Here is a 20609-nt window from a genome sequence, read left to right as displayed (position 1 = left end):
CTTAACGTTCTGGAACTGACTAATCTGTGTCCGGTAGATAACAACTCGGTTACGATTATGGAACGACCCGTAACCCATTGACGATCTAACGAGGTTTAAGTTGAACTCTTCGAGCGCACGCCGCACCCACGGCAAGCACCGGAAGCAGACCCCTAACAAGGGCCGTGTCGCACTTGTCGCCCTGACCACGGGCGCAGTGACAACTGGCGGCGCTTCGGTAGCTACCGCGGCCAATAATGACCGCCTTGCCGATGCGCAGACTGCTTTTGACGGGATTGCCCCCGCCGAAGAGGCAGCTCCGCAGGAAGCACCGCAGATCCTGGCGATCAGCGAGTACAAGCCGGTGGACAATCTTTCTGAACAGCTGGGGAAGGCTGTTGAGTTCGCACAGGAGCGCAAGGCAGCAGACGAGGCTGCCCGCACACCGAAGTCCATGAAGCCGGCAGAGGGCACTTTCACCTCCGGTTTTGGTATGCGCTGGGGCGCGATGCACAACGGCATCGACATCGCCAACGCCGTGGGCACCCCGATCATCGCTGTGGCTGATGCCGTGGTCATCGACTCCGGCCCGGCACAGGGTTACGGCAACTGGATCCGCCTGCGCCACGATGACGGCACCGTTTCCGTCTACGGCCACATGGAGACCCTCGACGTCGCCGTCGGTGAGCGCGTCAAGGCCGGTCAGAAGATCGCTGGCATGGGTAGCCGCGGCTTCTCCACCGGCTCCCACCTCCACTTTGAGGTCCACCCTGACGGCACCACCCCGGTCGACCCGGTGCCGTGGCTCGCAGCTCGCGGCATCACGGTTTAGAACCTCCGTAGAACGCCCCCTCCTTATCGGGAAGGGGGCGTTTTTCGTTGCATGGTGTCGCTTCCGTTACAGGTTTCAATCACGGAAAATCACCCCCGCCCGATACCCCCGCCTCAAAACTCACAGGTTTCACAATAGTCACAGAAGTTAACTACCGTATCCAGCGCGTTTCCGTGGGATCCTTCCCCAACAGGAGCGAATTTGCACGTCAACGGCGGTGTCCAAGCATTGATCGGGGCTCCAGAGCCAGTTAGCATGTGGCGAGTTCAACGGACCATTCCATGCGTAGAGACGAAGAAGCAAAGAAGGATGCAATGAAACGACGCTTGATCGCCGCAGCGGTGGCCCTCACAACCCTGGCCGCCATCCCCGCGCACGCCATCAACGTGTCTGTCGACGGCGAAGACGTCGACGGTCTCGCCCCCGCCCTGCCGTCCATCGGCATGGCCCTCGACGACATCCTGTCCCAGGGAGCCACGTTCTCTGCGGCCGGCTACAGCATCGTATACGACCCACGCGCGCTGCCGGAGTACGACGAGGAGGAAGCGACCGTAGAGGTCCCCACCACCTCCGTGACCCCGCAGGAGGGCACCGCACCAAGCGGCCAGAAGGTCGTCCTTCCGGCAGAGGGCCGCTTCACCTCAGGCTACGGCCCGCGTTGGGGCCGCATGCACAACGGCATCGACATCGCCAACGGCATCGGCACCCCGATCTACTCCGTCATGGACGGCACCGTGATCAACGCCGGCCCGGCACAGGGCTTCGGCAAGTGGGTCCGCGTGCGTCACGACGACGGCACCATCACCGTCTACGGCCACGTCCACTCCTTCAACGTGAGCGTTGGCCAGCGAGTGACCGCCGGCGAGCAAATCGCCGAGATGGGCAACGAGGGCCAGTCCACCGGCCCGCACCTGCACTTCGAAGTCCGTCCGGGCGGCGGCAACGCCATCGACCCGGTGCCGTGGCTCAAGGACCGCGGCATTGAGGTGTAGCTAGAGCTTTTCCATCGGCACACCGCCGATGAGCATCAGCCTAACGGTTCCGCTGGAACCGAAGTCGATGGTGACGGTCTCCCTGGCTCCGACACCATCGACACTCATGACCGTGCCCAGCCCGTACTTAGCGTGGTTGACGCGGTCGCCCTTAGCCAGGTGCAGATCCTTGTTCACAGGTGTGCGCTCGCGGCGCGGCATTGCACGCCGCGAAGGCGCGGGACTCCCCCACGCTTCGTTGGAGAAGGAGTACTCCGGTTCAACCCGGCGCCAGTCGAGGAGGTCTTCCGGGACCTCCGCGAGGAAGCGGCTGGCAGGGTTGTTCATCGGACTGCCCCACGAAGAGCGTGTCAGCGCGCGAGTCAGGTAGAGCCGCTCCCGGGCACGCGTGATGCCTACATAGGCGAGACGACGCTCCTCCGCGAGCTCAGCTGGATCGCCCATTGCCCGCATGTGCGGGAACTGGCCGTCCTCCCATCCGGTGACGAAGACGACCGGGAACTCCAGGCCCTTCGCCGTGTGCAAAGTCATGAGCGTGACCACGCCCTGACCCTCATCCGGGATCTGGTCCGCGTCTGCGACCAAGGACACACGCTCTAGGAACGCCTGCAGCGACCCCGGCCGGGCCTCACCGCTCTCCGGGTCCCACTCCTCGCCGTAGGCCATCTGGTTTGCCGCTTCAGAGGAGAACTCGCGCGCCACAGAGACCAACTCGTTGAGGTTGTCCAAACGCGCCCCGTCCTGCGGATCATTCGAAGCTTCCAACTCCGCCTTGTACCCAGTGACGGCGAGAATGCGCGTCACCAAAGCCCCCAAGTCGGGCATTCCGGTGACTTCGTTTCTCAGCTCCGGTAACTCGTCCCGCAGCCCTTGAATCATCTCGACAAAACCGCCGATCGCGTTCTTCGCGCGGGGGCCTAGGGTGGGGATCTCTCCCGCTGCGCCGTCGATAAGCGCGCGCCCGAAACTCATCCCGTGATTGTCCGCGTGAAGCGCGACCATCGCCTGCGCTTTGTCGCCGATGGCGCGCTTGGGCACGTTGATGATGCGTCGCATGCTCACCGAATCATCCGGGTTGTCCAAGATGCGTAAGTACGCCACAATGTCGCGGATTTCGCGGCGCTCATAGAAGCGCGTGCCGCCGATCACCTTGTACGGCACTCCCGCGCGGATGAAGATGTCCTCCAGCGCGCGCGAGGAATTGTTGGTGCGGTACATCACGGCGATGTCGCCGTAATCCACTCCCCTGTCAGCGAGCTCGTCGATCTCGGAGGAAACAAAGCGGGCCTCATCGTGCTCGTTGTCCGCGACGTATCCGACGATCTTCTCCCCTGTGCCCGTGTCAGTCCACAGCTTCTTCGGGCGGCGGCCAGCATTCTGCGCGATCACGGCATTCGCCGCGGCGAGGATGTTCTGCGTCGAGCGGTAGTTCTGCTCCAGCAGAATCGTCGTGGCGTCGGGGTAATCACGCTCGAACTCCTCAATGTTGCGGATCGTCGCGCCGCGGAAGGCGTAGATCGACTGATCCGAATCACCAACGACCGCCAGCTCCGGCGCATCAGGGCCATTGCCGACGAGGGTGTGGATCAGCTCGTACTGTGCGTGGTTCGTGTCCTGATACTCATCCACAAGCACGTGACGGAAGCGGCGACGATAGTACTCCACCACCTGCGGATGCTGCTTGAACAACCCGACAACCTCGCCGATCAGATCGTCGAAGTCCACCGCATTGCCCTCCCGCAGCCGACGCTGGTACTGCGTGTACACCGCAGCCACGGTGACCTCGAAGGGGTTCTTCGTCGTCTGGGCGTTCGCAGCTGCCTCCTCCGGGCCAATGAGCTCGTTTTTCAGGTTCGAGATCCCGTTGGCCAGCGTCCGCGCGGAAAACTTCTTCAGGTCCAGGTTCATCTCTTTGGCGATCATGCCCAGCAAACGGCGCGAATCATCACCGTCATAGATGGTGAAGTTCGTGTTCAGCCCCGGCACCAGCTGCGCCTGCTGCCGCAGAATACGCACGCACACAGAGTGGAACGTGGCCACCCACATCCGCTCCGCCTGCGGGCCGATGAGAGCACCCACGCGCTCCTTCATCTCGGCGGCGGCCTTATTGGTGAAGGTGATCGCCAGAATCTCCCCCGGCGCCACCCCACGCACCTGCAGCAGATACGCAATGCGCCGCGTCAGCACAGCCGTTTTGCCAGAGCCCGCGCCAGCGACAATGAGCAGCGGGCTGCCCGTGTGCTCCACGGCGGCCTTCTGCTGCGGATTCAACCCCAAAGTCAAGTCAGTTCCCATGATGGCTACAACCGTACTAGGCGGGTGTACCACACCTGTCCCGCAGCCGGTCATGGCAGAATAAAGCGCTATGAGCGAGTTCGAGATCAGGCATCCGTCGGGCACCGACGATCCGCTTTCCAACGCTGAAATTCAGCGCTACCGGCAAGAGATCGACCGACTCGATCGGCTGATCCTCGACTCCGTGAAGCGCCGCACCGAGATCTCCCAAGCGATCGGCAAAACCCGCATGGGTTCGGGCGGGACGCGGTTGGTGCACAACCGCGAAGTGGCCATTATCAACCAGTTCCGCGACGAGCTGGGAGAAGAAGGCCCGAACCTGGCGGCGATCCTGCTCAGGCTCGGGCGGGGCAAGTTAGGTTAAGTTAGCGGGCGGCCTGGATATAGTTTGCACCCGGCCCCTTCCGAGCTGACAAAACAGCAGGTCAGATTTAACTTCCACGGCAAGCTTGCAAACTATATCCAACAAGGCCACACTGTTCGCGATTCAAGGGAACCGAACCACCCTTCCCGCAGTCTAAGAAGGGCATGGGCTACACAAAACTTGCGTGCGTCGATCGGATGGTTATTTCCCGCCGAGTCCCCGGCACCCTCAACCGGACAGGCGGGGGAATTCAGGTTTCTTCCGGTTTCTTCGCGTCAGACTTCCCGGTTCGATCACCTGAACTTGCCCGGCACGATGCCCGATTCCACCCCCACAACACCGCCTACCGGGTGCCTGCCGGTCTACGAGCTGTAGCCCACGCCCATGAGAACCCCAACTGCGTAGTCTCCGGGCTCAGCGCTCTCGCCCTGTTGGGTTTTCCCTACCTAGCCGACTCGTGCGACACCACTATGAACACACCGGTGGATCGGAGGGAAAGGGAATGGGGGCTGGTCAGGAGGCGTCGAAAAGCGAAGGGCACGTGGACCGTCATTTGGAACGGGCTAGAGATACCCGTCAGCGCACCACCCGACGCTGTCGTCGAAGCTGTTCAAGATGTCCGCGCAGGGATCCACTCATGGTCAAGCCCAGCATGGGTAGCTGACCCTATCGTCCTGTGGGCTGTCCAGCTAGTCGACGCCTCACGCCACCTACTTGGAGTCACCCCCGAATCCATCCTGGATGCCGCGCGCGGCCGAGTGGACAACCGATGGCTGCGCAACGTTCTCCAGCTCTCTAGCGCGCGGGCTGAATCGCCCAAAGAAACTGAGATGCGTCTCATGTGCACAGCGCTGACCGAAAAACCCAACCTCATTGGCGACACTGAATGGGCACAGGCCGCGCTGGAATTCAGATCACACGGGCTCGCCTTCACCGAGCAAGTCCCGCTTTACGACGGCCCACGCCTCATCACCACCTTCGACCTCGCCCTTACAGACCTCAAGATTGCCCTGATGTACGACGGCGAACACCACCTAGCTCGCGGCCAACGAGACACTGACTTCCGGATCAACCTGGAATGCCAGCTTATGGGATGGACCGTCGTGCGGATCTCAGCTGGGACGCTCCACGACCTACCAAGAATCCTCCTCGCGTTGCTCCGGGAAAGGGCCTAGAGGCGGCGTCAAGATATTGTTTGCATTCGCTCGTGACGGTCTGGACAAAACCCCAGTTCAGAATTGTTTGCCTGTGCAACTATGCAAACTAAATCTCGGGCCCCTAGTCCTCCTCGAGCGAGTCGAGCACGACCTCGAACTCGAGCAGTTCCGCACCGGATGCGACAGGCTTGCGGGCCTCCCCGCCTTCCCGGCCCTCGCCGTGTGCAGAGCGGCCTTCCCCAGCCCACCAGTTGTTGTAGGACTCTTCATCCGCCCAGCGGGTGACCACGAAATAGCGCTCTTCCCCCTTGACGGGGCGGAGCAGCTGAAAGCCTTCGAAACCGGGCTGATTGTCAATGGCGTGTTTGCGGGCCTTGAAGCGCTCCTCCAGGTGCTCGCCAGCTCCCTCAGGGACAGTGATTGCGTTGATCTTCACAATGCTCATGCGGCCCATTATCCCCGAAAATTAACCCCGAGAGCCCGGGATATTTCACTACCCTTGGGGCCATGACCGACATCACCTCCACCGCTGCCTGGAACAACCTGCTCAAGCTTCACGCCGAGAAGCAGGCGACCACCCTGCGCGAACTGTTCGCCCACGATGACCACCGCGCTGAGACCTACACTTTTGACGCTGCTGGCCTGCACGTCGACCTGTCCAAGAACCTCGTTGACGCCGACATTCTCGCCGCGCTCGTGGAGCTTGCCGAGGAGGCCGACCTGAAGGGTGCCACGGAGAAAATGTTCACCGGCGAGCGCATCAACTCCACTGAGGACCGTGCTGTGCTGCACACCGCGCTGCGCATCCCGGCGGAGCGGGATCTGAAAGTCGACGGCCAGGACGCTGCAGCAGACGTCCACGAAGTGCTGGGCCGGATGCGCGATTTCGCCTCCAAGCTGCGCTCGGGCGAGTGGCAGGGACACACCGGCCACACGATCAAGAAGGTGGTCAACATCGGTATCGGCGGCTCGGACCTGGGTCCCGCGATGGCGGCAAACGCGCTGCGCACGTACGCCACGGCGGGCATTACCGCCGAGTTCGTCTCTAACGTCGATCCAGCTGACATGTCCCGGGTCCTCGATGAGGTCAATCCGGAGGAAACGCTGTTCATCGTTGCATCGAAGACCTTCACCACGCAGGAGACCCTGTCCAACGCGCATGCTGCGAAGCGTTGGCTGCTGGAGCAGTTCGACGGTGACCAGTCCGCCATCGCGAAGCACTTCGTAGCGGTGTCCACGAACGCGGAGAAGGTCGCCGAGTTCGGCATCGACACTGACAACATGTTCCCGTTCTGGGACTGGGTCGGCGGCCGCTACTCGGTCGATTCTGCAATCGGTCTGTCGCTCATGGCGGTCATCGGCCCGCAGGACTTCATGCGCTTCCTCGAGGGCTTCCACGCGATGGACGAGCACTTCCGCACCACCCCGAACGAGCGCAACGTCCCGGCACTGATGGGCCTGCTCAACGTCTGGTACCGCAACTTCTACGGCGCGCAGACCCACGCCGTGCTCCCCTACTCCGAGGACCTCTCCCGCTTCCCCGCCTACCTTCAGCAGCTCACCATGGAGAGCAACGGCAAGAGCACGCGTATCGACGGCTCCCCCGTCACCGTCGACACCGGCGAGATCTTCTGGGGAGAACCGGGCACGAACGGGCAGCACGCCTTTTACCAGCTCATCCACCAGGGAACGACGATGATCCCGGCGGACTTCATCGGCTTTGCCACCCCGAAGGAAGACCTGCCGACGGCCACCGGTGAAGGATCGATGCACGATCTGCTCATGGGGAATTTCTTCGCTCAAACCAAGGTGCTTGCTTTCGGGAGGACGCAGCAAGAGGTGGAGGCAAGTGGCGTCGATAAGCAGCTGGCGCCGCACAAGGTCATGCCGGGCAACCGCCCGACCACCACGATCCTCGCCCCAGAACTCACACCGCACGCGCTTGGCGCGCTCATCGCGCTGTACGAGCACATCACCTTCACCCAAGGCGTGATCTGGGGCATCAACTCCTTCGACCAGTGGGGTGTTGAGCTGGGCAAAGAGCAGGCCAACCAGCTGGCGGGCGCTGTCAGCGGCGAAGAAACACCCGACACCGGCGACGCTTCAACGGACGCGCTGATTCGCTGGTACCGCGAACAAAAGTAAATGAAATGCGGTTGATCGGCGCCGCCTGCGGTTATTCTTGACAACCATGGGCGACGCCGTATCACGCGATTCTTATACCCCGAAGCAGCGGACGCAGTACCGCAATTACCTGCTCGACGAGCTCGAGGTTTTTGACAAGCACCTCCAAAAGGCCGAATTCGTCGATCACGGCACGATCGGTTTGGAGCTCGAGCTCAACCTCGTCGACGAGAATGCAGCGCCTGCGGGTTGCAACGATGCGGTGCTCGCTGAGCTTTCAGATGAATACCAGGCCGAAGTCGGGCGCTACAACGTCGAGGTGAACCACCCTCCGTTGTCGATGGAAGGCGACGGGCTCACGAGGCTGCACAACGGACTGAACGAGCGCCTGCACAATGTGCAGGAAGCCGCGACGGCGGCAGGAGCGCGGATGGCGATGATCGGCACCCTGCCGACCGTCACCACCGAATACCTGAAAAGCCCCGAGTGGATGACCAAAGAGAACCGCTACGCTGCCCTGACGAACTCGGTGATGCAGGCCCGCGGCGAACTCGTAGACATCGACATCGCGCGCGAAGAGCGGTACCGAGAATCCTTTGAGGACATTGCTACCGAGTCCACCTGCACCTCGATGCAGCTGCATCTGCAAGTCGCCCCCGACCGTTTCGCGGACGCGTGGAATGCCTCCCAAGCTATCGCGGGCGTGCAGGTGGCGCTCGGAGCAAATTCCCCACTGTTCTTAGGCCACCGAGTGTGGCACGAATCCCGCATCCCCATCTTCCAACAGTCCATGGACACCCGCACCGCGGAGCTGGTTAACCAGGGCGTGCGGCCGCGCGTGTGGTTCGGTGAACGCTGGATCACGTCCGTGTTCGACCTGTTCGAGGAAAACGTCCGCTACTTCTCCCCGCTCATCCCGGAAGGCCGCGCCGAAGCAGGCAAACCGATCATGGACGGCAACAGCCCCGGCCTGCACTACCTCAATCTGCAGAACGGCACGATCTGGCGGTGGAACCGGCCGATTTACGATCCGTCGACGGAGCTGTCCCACATCCGCGTGGAGAACCGCATCCTCCCGGCGGGCCCGACGACGATCGACATCATTGCGGACGCAGCTTTCTACTACGGCATGGTCAAGTTCCTCGGCGAACAGACTCGACCCGTCTGGTCGCGCCTGACTTTCACCGATGCGACGAATAACTTCTTCGCCGGCGCGCGCGACGGCCTCGGTGCCCGGGTTGTGTGGCCCACGCTGGGGCGTATCGACGTCTCCAACCTCGTCCTCAACCACCTCCTAGACCAAGCGCGACTCGGGTTGGAGATGCTCGAGGTCGACGAGAACTTGATTGACAAGTACCTGGGCGTCATCGAAGGGCGCGCGTGGCGGCGCCAGAACGGCGCATCGTGGCAGCTCGATGCTTTGGCCTCCACCGGCGCGGGCACGAAGCCCGGTTCCCCGGAACGCCAGGACGCACTTGCCCGTGTGCTCGAGGCGTACCTGGAGAATCAGAAGACCTCCGCCCCGGTGCATACCTGGTCAACAGATATCTAACGGTGCGCGTTTCTAGTCCAGATACCTTTAGCGGATAGAGTGCTAGAGGACTGACCGCCAGAAGAAAGAGTGACGCGTGTCCGGAATCATCGATTGGATTGTCAACCTCATGGATGCCCTCGGCGCCCCTGGCGTCGGCATCGCGATCCTGCTGGAGAACCTCTTCCCGCCAATCCCCTCGGAGGTCGTGCTGCCGCTGGGCGGCTTCACCGTCGCGCAGGGTTCCCTGAACTTCGTGTCGGTGTTCATCTGGGCGACCATTGGTTCCGTCGTCGGCGCGTACATGCTCTATGGCCTGGGTGCGTGGTTGGGCGCTGACCGCCTGCGCGCCATCGCGGATTGGATGTGGCTGGTCAAGGCCTCCGACGTGGATAAAGCTCTGGAGTGGTTCGACCGTTACGGCAAGCCGTCGATCTTCTTCGGGCGTCTCATCCCCGGCGTGCGCTCGCTGATCTCCATTCCCGCCGGCCTCGACCGAATGAACCTGCTCACTTTCGGCCTGTGGACCACCCTGGGCTCCGGCATTTGGAACTTCATCCTGATCTACCTCGGTTTCAAGCTCGGTGAGAACTGGGACGTTGTCGAGCGCTACGTCGACCAATACTCCAAGGTCGTCTACGTCCTGCTCATCCTCATCATCCTGGGCTTTTTGGTCTTCTTCATCCGCCGCGCCATTCGTGAGCGCAACGAGACCGCACCGCAGGCGTAGGGGTTCACGGGTCCCTTGCGGAAAAGTTGACAAACTGGATGTCCGTCTAGCAACGTAACCGCAGGTCACGGCGTTTTAGTCGTTTGAGCACGGTCCCGCTATGTCAACTTTTCCGCACGGCGCGTTCTGCCCAGCCCTCTGGCTCTGGCTGGCAGGTGGGGCACCACCAGATCACGCGCTCTAGGTCACCCGCACCGCCGAGGAACCCGTTTTTGATCAAGGTGGCGCAGCGCCGGCAGGGCTTGTTGTTTCGACCGAAGACGTAAGCCGTCTCCCCGGCCCGTTTCACCCCGGTGGAGACGCGTTTGACCTCATCTTTGTTCGTCCACATGAGGCGGCGGGAAATATCGATGATCGACCGAACCTTCTCCTCCCCCAACTCCCCAACGGTGCGGGTAGGGTGGACGCCGGCGAGGAAGCAGATCTCGGCGCGGTACTCGTTGCCAATTCCCGCGACACGGTATTGGTCCATCAGCGCGCGCCCGATCTCTCTTTCCGGTGCGGCGAGAATGCGCCGATAAGCCTCCGCAGAATCGAAGTCTTCCGCGAGCATGTCTGGGCCGAGATAGCCCATCTCCTCCTCGTACGCGACGGCAGGGAAGACGTCGACAAGACCGAGGGAATGGCCGACCAGCTCGATATCGCCGGCCGCATCCGCAAGCTGGAGCACGACTCGAGCTGTGTGACCAGGCTTCTTCCAGCGACTGCCCGCGCGGTGAACGGACCAGGTTCCCTCCATCTTGAGGTGGGTGTGCAGTATCTCGGGCTCGTAGCCGTCCGCGCCGAACTGCATGAACAAGTGCTTACCGTAGGGCCAGACGCGCTCGACGGTCATGCCGGTGAAGTCGACGGTGGCAAAGCGGGGCACGCGCAGAGAGCACTTGGTCACCTCGCGGCCGGTCATGAACTGCAGCCGTTTGGACAGCTGGTAGACCGAATCACCCTCGGGCATCGGTGTCCTCCTCGTCAGACGGGTCGTCGAAACTGAGGTCGTCCAGCTCCATCGACTTGATCGCGTCGGTCACCGTCCGGCCACGGCGCTTCGGCGAAGCAACCGTTCTGCCGCCGATCTTCGCGCCCTTCGGCGAACCGGCCGCGCCGTATTCTTTCAGGATGAACGCGGGCCCGCCGTTGAGCTTTTCGACGGTCAATGGCGTCATCCTCCCCTGCCCCACAACATCGGCGAGCGCCCCGACGACCATGCGTAGAAGCTCTACGTCCCTGTCACCGTCGACGACACCCTCGGGGAAGCCGTCGAAGAAAGTGGTCATGGTCTTGCCGCCGCGGGTGGTGTGGGCGGCGAGGAGGCCGTCGATAAGCACGACGAGCGCGCCGGCAGACCGTGTCGGGCCGGATTCTGGCCATGGCAACGCCGCGCCGTACGGGTTCGCGGGGTCGGTGGCGGCAAGCACGTAGACCTTCGGTTCCTTGGTGCCGGACGGCCAGCCGACGAGGTCATCTGAGTCCTGGTGCCCGCGCAAACGGTCGATCGTGGCTGGCGTGGAGAATTGCGCGGCGCCGAGCCCTTCGACGAGGTAACCGCGCATGGCTTTGCCGGACTCCTCGAAACCGGAGAGCGTCTTATAGGCCAGGGCGAAACCGCCGGGGATGTCCTCGGAGACGATGCTGCCGCGGGTGACCACGCCGTAACGGTCAAGCCACGCCTCGCCGTGTGCCAGCGAACGTTGCGTCGGATCAGTGTCAGGCGTTGGTGTCGCAGCCCAGCGCCCGGTCATGTCCGGCGGAGTCACGGTGGTGAAGGTGGTGCGCCCAGAGCGAATTCTGCTTCTCGACGGCCGCCGCTTCGCCCTGTGCGCCGTCTTCCCATGCTTACCGCCGGCGAGGCGAGCACGGATCGGAGCGAACGAGTCAGGTGCGATCAGACCCGCCTCGACGAGATCCCACACGGACTCGCGGAGCTCGTCGGTGGTCGCGCTGCGCGCACCACCGACACCATCCAACAAGTCAGTGAACAGGTAGCCGCCGCCGGCGCGGATCTTGTCCATCACCTGCTGCTGGGTGAGACTGAGCAAGGGTTCTTCCGGGATCGGCATGAGTTGGGCGGCGTAGTCGGCGGGCAGCAGCATGATCCACGGGTCGCGTGCGCCGGCCTTGCCAGCCCCGACGATGACGACTTCGCCGCCCAGCGTCAGCTCATCGAGCATCTCCGGGGAGTAGTCGCCCACGCGCGACGGGAGGATCATGGACTCCCACGCGCTGGCAGGAAGGCGGACGCCAGCGAGCTGCTCAATGACCGAATACACGCCGTCCGCACCGCGCAACGGCGGCCGCGTGCCGGCAGGGGCGATGTTGAGCCAGGCCGGCATGAACCGGCCGAGCGCCGATTGTGAGACCGGGCGAGTCTGCGCGCGGGCAGCGGCGAGCGACCGGGTGCGCACGATGCGCAGAACCTCGGCGGCCATGTACTCCTGCTCGTCAACACCCTGGCGGTAGCGGCCTTCAATGACCTTGTCGGCGTCAACCAGCGGGGTCAACGCCGTGTAGGCCGCACCGACCGACAGGCCGAATGCGTTCGCCAGGTCGCGCAGGGTGAACGGCCCGCGCGTGCGCACCCAGCGGCTCACCAACTGGTTGAGAGCGTCCGGGATCGTGGCCACTTGGGCGGGGATGCCGGGCGGGACAGGGACGCCGAGCCCGTCGCGAAGCAGGGGCGCGTCGAGTGATTGCGCAAGATGCTCGCGGCCGCCGATGCGGACGACCATGACTCGTTTACCCAGGCTTTCTTCGAGCCCCGGTAGCGGCACCGAAGTATAGGTGGCCAGCTCATCGACGGGTACGGGGCCGACGATGCGCAGCGTGTCCGCGAACTGCTCGGAGGTGTCCGCCTTGCCGACGCGGCGGAGGGAGGCGTCGACCTCTGCGATGACATCAGCGTCGAGAAGCTCTCTTAGCTCCACGGTGCCCAGCAATTTAGCTAGCAGCGACGGGTCGAGCGAGAGGGCCGCAGCGCGCTTTTCCGCCAGCGGAGTGTCGCCTTCGTACATGAACGCGCCGGTGTAGTTGAACAGCAACGACGAGGCGAAGGGGCTCGGCTGGTCCGTGGTCACCTCAGCGACGCGGATGCGGCGGGTAGCCAGCTGGCGCATCACGTCCTGCAGCGCCGGCAAATCGTAGACATCTTGTAGGCACTCGCGGACTGTCTCGAGGATGATCGGGAAGGACGGGTAGTTGCGGGCGACGTCGAGAAGCTGCTCGGAGCGCTGACGCTGCTGCCACAACGGCGCGCGTTTGCCCGGGTTGCGGCGCGGCAGAAGCAGTGCGCGGGCGGCGCACTCGCGGAAACGGGACGCGAAGAGCGCGGAGTTGCCCACCTGCTCAGTCACGATGTCCGCGATCTCGTCTGCGTCGAAGCCGAACACTGACGCATCCGGCTCCTTCTCGCCCTGCGGCAGGCGCAGCACAATGCCGTCATCACCCGCGACAGCCTGGGCATCCATACCGGTCTCCTGCGCCACGCGCCACCCCGTCGCCAACGCCCACGCGGCATTGACCCCTTTGCCGAACGGGGTGTGCAGCACGACCCGCCAGTCCCCCACCTCATCCGTGAAGCGTTCGAGGACCAGCGTTTTCTCATCAGGGATGATGCCAGTCGCTTCCTCCTGCTCGTCGAGGTATTTCAGGAGGTTGTCGCGGGCGTACGCATCCAGGCTCGGGTCGATCTCACCGCCGCTTTTCGCTTCTCGACGAAACTCGCCAAGCGCAAGACCCAATTCATACGGCCGGCCCAAACTGTCGCCGGACCAGAACGGCAAGCGGCCGGTGTGGCCCGGCGCGGGGCTGACCTGGACCTGATCGCGCGTGATGTTCTCGATCCGCCAACTGGAAGCACCAAGCGTGAACACGTCGCCGACGCGGGACTCATAGACCATCTCCTCATCGAGCTCCCCGACGCGGCGCGGTCCTCTTCCTCCGTCTTGATCGCTTGCGATCAAGAACACGCCGAACATCCCCCGGTCTGGAATCGTGCCGGCGTTGGTGACAGCAACGCGCTGCGCGCCGGGGCGGGCTTTGAGGGTGGTGCCGTCAAGAATCGCCCTGGGCCTAAGCTCCGCGAAGTCGGTGGAGGGGTAGACGCCGACAACGAGGTCGATCACCGCATTGAAAACCTCGCGGGCCAAGTCGCGGTACGGCCAGGCGCGGGTGACGGTCTCGTACCAGTCGTCGACTTCGAGGTCCTCCACCGCGACAGCGGCGACGGTCTGCTGTGCGAGCACGTCAAGCGGGCTTTTCGGGGTGTGCAGCTCCTCGATCAGGCCCTCACGCATACGGGGCACGGTCACCGCTGTTTGGACGAGGTCGGAGCGGTGCTTCGGATAGAACGAGCCCTCTGACACGGCTCCGACGGAGTGCCCGGCGCGGCCCACACGCTGCAGGCCCGAGGCCACCGACGGCGGGGATTCAACCTGCACGACCAGGTCCACCGCACCCATGTCGATGCCGAGCTCGAGCGAACTCGTAGACACCACTGCCTTGAGGGTGCCTTCCTTCAGGGCAGTCTCCGTGGTCACGCGCTCTTCTTTGGACACGCTGCCGTGGTGGGCGCGGGCGATCACTGGCGCGGCTTTGCCTGCCAAGTCGGTCGCCTTCATCAGTTGCGCTGGTGGGCACCGAAGTTCCGGGCTGAGTGCTTCCGGGTCGTGCTCCGCCGCCCAGATCTCGTTGAGGCGGCTGGTCAGGCGCTCCGCGGTCCGGCGCGCGTTGACGAACACGATCGTCGAGCGATGCGCCATGATCTCCCGGTACAACTGCGCCTCGATGTGCGGCCAGATGGACGATTGGCCCGGAGTTGGCGGCGGGGCGAGGTCCCTCTTCTCTTCGGGCCCGTCCAAGTTGAAGTCGAGGACATCGTCGGAAATGGACGAGGTGTCGATCACCGCCTCCCCGATCGGCGAGCCCTCCTCCGGCACGGGCAGGTCGCTCATGTCCTCGACGGGCACGTGGACGTCGAGCTGCCATCTCTTTTCCGCCGGCGGGTTCACGATCGAGGTGCGCTCGCCCAAGAAATTCGCCACCGCGTCGAGCGGCCGAACGGTGGCCGAGAGACCGATGCGCTGGAAATTCCCGGCAAGGCGGCGCAGGCGCTCTAGCGACAGCGCCAAGTGGACGCCGCGTTTCGTGCCTGCCAGGGCGTGGATTTCATCGATGACCACGGTATCGACGGTTTTCAGAATCCCCGCCGACTTGCTGGTCAGCATCAAGTACAGGCTTTCCGGCGTGGTGATGAGAATGTCCGGGGGTTTGCGGGCCTGCCGGTTGCGTTCCGCCTGTGGCGTGTCGCCGGAGCGCACAGCCACGGAGACATCCGGCATGTCCAGCTCCATGCGCTGCGCCACACGGGCAATCCCGGTCAGGGGTGCGCGGAGGTTATTCTCGACATCCACGCCGAGGGCTTTGAGCGGGGAGATGTAGAGCACCCGCACGCCCTCGCGCGTTCCCGTGGTGGTGCGCTGGAGCGCCGCATTGTCGTCGAAATGCAGGGCTTGCTGGCCGGAACGCTGCACCATCGCATTGAGCGACCAGAGGAAAGCCGCGAGCGTCTTACCGGAACCCGTCGGGGCGACAACGAGGGTGTTCTCCCCCTCCGAGATCGATTTCCACGCCTGCTCCTGCACCGGAGTCGGCGCGGCGAAGACCTCCTCGAACCACGTGGCCACCTGCGGGTGGAAGCGGTCGAGAATGCGACCGGAATCCCCGCTCACAAATCGGTCGAAAGGTCTGTCAGGCACGCTTTCACCCTAACCGGCCGGAACATAACACTTAACTTCCCACATGTGTGATGTTAAGTGGGAAGCTTCATGGGAAGCCAAGACCAAACGATCCTCTACCAGCGGAAACTCAACATAACACCCAACTTCCCACAAGTGTTATGTTATGTGGGAAGTTAAGTGTTATGTTGCGCTGCAGAAGCAGTCGCCCACAGCGCACGAGGACACCGCGCACGCGGTAAGGTCTAGGCCATGACGGCAACGTACTCGGACTCACGGTTGACTAACCTCATTGCGCTTGGCACCGGCGAAATCCTCAAGGGCATCCGCGGTGTGGGCCTACTGCGCGGCCGCGAGTTGGGGGAGGCAGGCGACGATCTCGCCCAGAACTGGATCGCACGTGTGCTGGCGCAGCACCGCCCAGATGACGGATTCTTGTCCGAGGAGGCGGTCGACGATCTGGCCCGCCTGGACAACCCGCGTGTGTGGATCGTGGATCCGCTGGACGGCACGAAGGAATTCGCCACCGGCCGCCAGGACTGGGCGGTGCACATCGCACTCGTCGAAAATGGCGTTCCCACCCACGCCGCCGTGGGCCTGCCGGACCTCGGCGTGGTGTTCAAGTCCTCCGACGTGCGCCACGTCGAAGGTCCGCTGTCCCGCAAGATCGCACTGTCGCACAACCGCCCGCCGGCAGTGGCGAAGTACGTGGCCGAGAAGATGGACTTCGAGGCAGTCGGCATCGGCTCGGCCGGCGCGAAGGCCATGCACGTGCTGCTCGGCGACTACGACGCCTACATTCACGCCGGCGGCCAGTACGAGTGGGACCAGGCTGCCCCAGTGGGCGTGGCAAAGGCAGCGGGCCTCCACGCCACGCGCCTGGACGGCACCGAGGTGCGCTTCAACAACGAGGACACCTACATCCCCGACCTGCTGATCTGCCGCCCGGAGCTCGCCGATGAAATTCTCGAGCATGCCGCAGCGTATAAGGAAGAGCACGGCAGCTACGAAGGCATCGCCAAATAGCTGCACCAGACCGCACGACCCCCGCAAAGAGTGAGTGAATGACTGGGACTATCCCCACCCCGTACGAGGACCTGCTGCGCGAAATCCTCGAGACCGGAACGCCGAAGTCCGATCGCACTGGCACCGGCACGATCAGCGTGTTCGGCAAGCAGCTGCGCTACGATCTCTCTGATTCTTTCCCGCTGCTGACCACGAAGAAGGTCTACTTCAAAGGCGTCGTCGGTGAGCTGCTCTGGTTCCTCAAAGGCGACTCGAATGTCCGCTGGCTGCAGGAGAACAATATTCGGATCTGGAACGAGTGGGCTGACGCCAATGGCGAGCTGGGCCCGGTCTACGGCGTGCAGTGGCGTTCCTGGCCCACCCCGGATGGCCAGCACATCGATCAGATCCAGAATGCGCTCGATTTGCTTAAACAAGACCCGGAATCGCGCCGCAACGTCGTTTCCGCGTGGAATGTCTCGGAACTGGACAAGATGGCGCTCATGCCCTGTCACCTGCTTTTCCAGCTCTATGTCGCCGATGGCAAGCTGTCCATGCAGGTCTACCAGCGTTCGGCAGACATGTTCCTGGGCGTCCCGTTCAATATCGCGTCCTATTCGCTTCTGACCCACATGTTCGCTCAGCAAGCGGGTCTTGAGGTCGGCGAGCTGATTTGGACGGGCGGCGACTGCCACATCTACAACGACCACATTGAACAGGTCAAAGAGCAGCTTTCGCGTGAGCCGCGCCCGTACCCGCAGCTTGAGCTCACCAAGGCGGAGTCCATCTTCGACTACGGCTTCGACGACATCACGGTCGCAGGCTACGACCCTCACCCGACGATCGCGGCGAAGGTCTCGGTGTAGCGGTGCTCGGCGCAATCTGGGCTCAGTCCGTCGACCGCATCATCGGCAACGGCGCGGGCATGCCGTGGCACCTGCCGGAGGACCTCAAGCATTTCAAGGAGACCACGCTCGGCAACCCCGTCATCATGGGCCGCCGCACGTGGGAATCCCTCCCGTTCAAACCTCTGCCGAGCCGCACGAACATCATCATCTCCTCGCGTGAAGCGGACACGTGGTCGAAAGGCGCGTACGTCTACCGCGACCTACCCGACGTGGACACCGACGCGTGGATCATCGGCGGGGCGCAACTCTACGAAGCCACGCTCGACGAGGTCGACGTCATCGAGCGCACGCTTATCGACGTCTCCCTTTCCCCTCATCTCCCCCACGATGCCGTGTACGCCCCGCGGATCAGTGAGGACTTCGAGCTGACCAGCGAAACCGACTGGTTCGCCTCGGAGCGCGGCCGCGTGACCATCGAGGGCGTGGAGAAATCTCCCCTCCGCTACCGCTTCCAACGATTCAAACGAAAGGCTCAATAACGTTGGCTACCACCCCTGAGACAACGTCCCCCGTCACCGTCTTCGCCACTTCCTGGTGCCCGTTTTGCACCAGGCTGCTCGCGGACCTGCGCTCCGCCGATGCCCCGCACGAGATCGTCGACGTCGAAGCCCCCGGCAACGAGGACGCCTCCGCCTGGGTCGAGTCCGTCAACAACGGCAACCGCGTCGTGCCCACCGTCCTCTATTCCGACGGCACCCACGCCACCAACCCACCCGCCGGCGAGGTGCTGGCGAAGATCGCCGAGCTGAACTAGCCCCCAGGCTGCAATTTTCAACGCCCACTCAAGCTCGTATTTTGCAAAATACGGGCTTTTTGAAAAATAGATGCTTAAGCTGGCACCCTAGATTGCAATCGTCCATCCTGGGAAAACAACACTACGCAAGCCTATATGCAGCTAAAAAGGTCTTCCACAGTCACGGCTTCGGCCCGAGAAACGGGATGGTTCGTCAAGATAAGAGTTTCTTGATGCCTTCGGAGAGGATCTCTTGTGGGCTAATGTGGTGCGCCGCGTGGAGGCGCGCATAAGCCGGGGCTTGTTCGGGGTCGATGGCAACACGCTTTTCGTCGGGTGCCATGGGAGCAGTCAGAGAGGCGCCGATTACTAGGTTTGACAACCGGTAGGCAGTTCCCAACGGGTCCGGGACTCCCTCTCGCTCGAGGAGGACGCACATGCGCTCAGAAAACTCCAGGTAAGCAGGGCCCCTGGGCGCGCGCATCCCAATGACCTGACCTGCCCACCGGTGGGTCGTGAGGTGTGTGAAGAAATCTTGCATCAGGGTGGGCAGGTCGGAGGTACGGATCGAGTCCGACATCACGGGGTCGTCTGCAAGCGCTGTATCGAGGGCGAGGTCGAATAGGTCATCGACTGACTCCACACGGGAGTACAGGCTGGCTGGAGCGACGCCCACTTGTTGAGCCACAGCTCTCATGGTGAGCGCCCTCAGCCCACCTTCGTCCAGCAACCTCGCTGATGCTCTTGCAATTTCCGCAATATCCACGGCGCGGAGACGCTGAACAGGTTTTCGGTGTTCCCAGTAACTCACCCCACCAGCCTAACCAAACATGCACCTATCCAAACTATGTTAGTTTTGGCATATGTTGGATGCCACAAACCTCCCGATCACCTTTGAGAACACTCGCCTACGCCCTCTCTCCGAACTAGATGCAGACGCGTATGCAGCCGGCAGCAAAGATGAAGCTGTTCGGCGCTTCGCCCACCTGCCCGAACCCGACTACACCCCCGAGTCCGTGCGACGGATGATCCGTGAGGAGGTCGCGACGGGCCTCTCGTCCGGCACGTTGGCCGCCCTCACACTTGCCGACGCTGAGACCGACCGGTTCGTGGGTTCCGTGGTTCTCTTTGACATCAGCCCCGCGGCTGCCGAGGTTGGGTTCTGGATTCATCCCGATGCACGAGGGGATGGACATGCCCGTCGGGGCTTGGAGCTGGCATCACGCTTCGCGCGCAGCAGTGGGCTTCAAACCTTGACGGCACGCACGCTTCCGGAGAACACGGCCTCCCAACGCTGCTTGACGACGGCGGGCTTCCGCGAGACTGGACAAGATGTAGGAACCACGCCCGCAGGGCATCGCGAGGAGTTGATCCATTACCGGCGCAATCTCGTGTCCACACCCACGTGGCCGTTGACGACAGAACGGCTTCGACTCCGCCTGCATGAGACAGACGATGCCGCATGGCTTCACGATTTGTACTCACGACCTGACGTTGCTCGTTACCTGTTGGACGAGCCATGGACTTTGGAAGTCACCCGCGACAATCTCACGGAGCGGCTATCAAAGACTGACCTCGATGGAGAGGCTGCTGCACTTGCACTGGTCATTGAGCATGACGACACCCCTATCGGAGACGTCGCACTGTGGCTCACAGATAAGGAACACCGCCAGGCGGAGATTGGGTGGGTGCTCCACCCCACGCACGGTGGACAAGGCTTTGCCAGCGAAGCCGTCCGCGCGGTACTTGCCCTCGGGTTTGATCAATACCATCTCCACCGCATCACCGCGCAGATGGATGCCCGTAACAGTGGCTCCGCGGCGCTCGCTAAGCGCGTTGGACTCCGGCTCGAAGCTCATCACGTCCAAAACTGGTTCAGCAAGGGCGAATGGACCGACACCCTCGTATACGCGCGACTAGCCTCCGAGAACACGGGCCAATGATTGGGTCGCTGATATGCGCGGGTTTCGGCCCGAACTTCCTTGGTGCCGGTCCCTGCACAACACAAAACACCTCACCTATGCATACAGGTAGAGGAGCTTTCCGTGTTCAGAAGGGACATTCAGTAAACTCCCCAACCTCTAGACTCGCCGCCGCTTCCGCGGCGGCTTACACGTTTTCCACCGCTTCCTTACACACCCCGCAACGACCCCCGTTGAAGTGTCCTGGGTTTAGTTCCGATCGTTTCTAGAGGAGGATTGGATCATGCCTAGGAAGTTCAGTGACGAGTTCA

The 20609-nt window shown here is 62.8% G+C and carries 17 protein-coding genes; 12 read left to right on the top strand and 5 right to left on the bottom strand.

Annotation, left to right across the window (positions count from 1 at the left end):
- The first annotated feature begins 100 nt into the window (after positions 1-100).
- Both KBX07_RS08410 and KBX07_RS08405 read left to right on the top strand, forming a co-directional pair.
- Complete coding sequence (locus KBX07_RS08410; RefSeq protein ID WP_005291376.1) at positions 101-811, top strand: M23 family metallopeptidase; 711 nt, start codon at positions 101-103, stop codon at positions 809-811.
- A gap of 314 nt (positions 812-1125) precedes the next feature.
- Entirely contained in the window at positions 1126-1803 is a 678-nt protein-coding gene (locus tag KBX07_RS08405; protein WP_256023766.1) for a M23 family metallopeptidase, read from the top strand.
- Here the strand turns inward: KBX07_RS08405 and pcrA are convergent, their stop codons facing one another.
- Positions 1804-4098 (bottom strand): DNA helicase PcrA, encoded by a 2295-nt coding sequence (gene pcrA / locus KBX07_RS08400; RefSeq protein ID WP_256023765.1) that lies wholly within the window; start codon positions 4096-4098, stop codon positions 1804-1806.
- A 70-nt stretch (positions 4099-4168) separates the two neighbouring features.
- Between pcrA and KBX07_RS08395 the strand changes: the two genes are divergently transcribed.
- Both KBX07_RS08395 and KBX07_RS08390 read left to right on the top strand, forming a co-directional pair.
- Entirely contained in the window at positions 4169-4462 is a 294-nt protein-coding gene (locus tag KBX07_RS08395; protein ID WP_255995384.1) for a chorismate mutase, read from the top strand.
- Between the two features lie 482 nt (positions 4463-4944).
- On the top strand, positions 4945-5637 hold the full coding sequence (locus tag KBX07_RS08390; RefSeq protein ID WP_256023763.1) for a hypothetical protein: 693 nt from the start codon (positions 4945-4947) through the stop codon (positions 5635-5637).
- Between the two features lie 103 nt (positions 5638-5740).
- Here the strand turns inward: KBX07_RS08390 and KBX07_RS08385 are convergent, their stop codons facing one another.
- Entirely contained in the window at positions 5741-6064 is a 324-nt protein-coding gene (locus KBX07_RS08385) for an antibiotic biosynthesis monooxygenase (protein ID WP_255997116.1), read from the bottom strand.
- A 62-nt stretch (positions 6065-6126) separates the two neighbouring features.
- Here KBX07_RS08385 and pgi point away from each other — a divergent pair, with 62 nt between their 5' ends.
- From pgi to KBX07_RS08370, 3 genes are all read left to right on the top strand, one after another.
- Positions 6127-7764 (top strand): glucose-6-phosphate isomerase, encoded by a 1638-nt coding sequence (gene pgi / locus KBX07_RS08380; RefSeq protein ID WP_256023762.1) that lies wholly within the window; start codon positions 6127-6129, stop codon positions 7762-7764.
- A 46-nt stretch (positions 7765-7810) separates the two neighbouring features.
- The gene (locus KBX07_RS08375) at positions 7811-9295 is read left to right on the top strand and encodes a glutamate-cysteine ligase family protein (RefSeq protein ID WP_255995379.1); all 1485 of its coding nucleotides are present in this window, start codon (positions 7811-7813) and stop codon (positions 9293-9295) included.
- Positions 9296-9371: 76 nt separating this feature from the next.
- A complete protein-coding gene (locus tag KBX07_RS08370; protein ID WP_005291391.1) occupies positions 9372-10004 on the top strand; it encodes a DedA family protein in 633 nt (210 codons plus the stop codon).
- 103 nt (positions 10005-10107) lie between these two features.
- Here KBX07_RS08370 and KBX07_RS08365 read toward each other — a convergent pair whose 3' ends face one another.
- Both KBX07_RS08365 and KBX07_RS08360 read right to left on the bottom strand, forming a co-directional pair.
- Positions 10108-10956: a DNA-formamidopyrimidine glycosylase family protein gene (locus tag KBX07_RS08365; protein WP_256023760.1), complete on the bottom strand. Its 849-nt coding sequence runs from the start codon at positions 10954-10956 to the stop codon at positions 10108-10110.
- The gene (locus KBX07_RS08360; RefSeq protein WP_256023758.1) at positions 10943-15751 is read right to left on the bottom strand and encodes a DEAD/DEAH box helicase; all 4809 of its coding nucleotides are present in this window, start codon (positions 15749-15751) and stop codon (positions 10943-10945) included. The genes KBX07_RS08365 and KBX07_RS08360 overlap by 14 nt, the downstream gene beginning before the upstream one ends.
- A gap of 231 nt (positions 15752-15982) precedes the next feature.
- On the opposite strand from KBX07_RS08360, the gene KBX07_RS08355 reads away from it, so the two are divergent.
- The 4 genes from KBX07_RS08355 to KBX07_RS08340 are packed head-to-tail and all read left to right on the top strand — an operon-like array spanning position 15983 to position 18397.
- Entirely contained in the window at positions 15983-16756 is a 774-nt protein-coding gene (locus KBX07_RS08355) for a 3'(2'),5'-bisphosphate nucleotidase CysQ (protein WP_256003290.1), read from the top strand.
- A gap of 38 nt (positions 16757-16794) precedes the next feature.
- The gene (locus tag KBX07_RS08350) at positions 16795-17601 is read left to right on the top strand and encodes a thymidylate synthase (RefSeq protein ID WP_256023757.1); all 807 of its coding nucleotides are present in this window, start codon (positions 16795-16797) and stop codon (positions 17599-17601) included.
- A gap of 2 nt (positions 17602-17603) precedes the next feature.
- A complete protein-coding gene (locus KBX07_RS08345; protein WP_256023755.1) occupies positions 17604-18122 on the top strand; it encodes a dihydrofolate reductase in 519 nt (172 codons plus the stop codon).
- 2 nt (positions 18123-18124) lie between these two features.
- Positions 18125-18397, top strand: coding sequence for a mycoredoxin (locus KBX07_RS08340; RefSeq protein ID WP_255997124.1), 273 nt, complete (start codon positions 18125-18127; stop codon positions 18395-18397).
- 193 nt (positions 18398-18590) lie between these two features.
- On the opposite strand, the gene KBX07_RS08335 is transcribed toward KBX07_RS08340, so the two are convergent.
- The gene (locus tag KBX07_RS08335) at positions 18591-19142 is read right to left on the bottom strand and encodes a helix-turn-helix domain-containing protein (protein WP_256023859.1); all 552 of its coding nucleotides are present in this window, start codon (positions 19140-19142) and stop codon (positions 18591-18593) included.
- 97 nt (positions 19143-19239) lie between these two features.
- Between KBX07_RS08335 and KBX07_RS08330 the strand changes: the two genes are divergently transcribed.
- Positions 19240-20319: a GNAT family N-acetyltransferase gene (locus tag KBX07_RS08330; protein WP_005291410.1), complete on the top strand. Its 1080-nt coding sequence runs from the start codon at positions 19240-19242 to the stop codon at positions 20317-20319.
- The last annotated feature ends 290 nt before the right edge of the window (positions 20320-20609 follow it).

Origin of the sequence: Corynebacterium sp. CCUG 70398 (genome assembly GCF_024454055.1) — a bacterium.
GTDB classification, from domain to species: Bacteria; Actinomycetota; Actinomycetes; order Mycobacteriales; family Mycobacteriaceae; genus Corynebacterium; species Corynebacterium genitalium.
The sequence above is the reverse complement of the archived record's forward strand: the minus strand, read 5'-3'. Positions and strand labels throughout refer to the sequence as shown.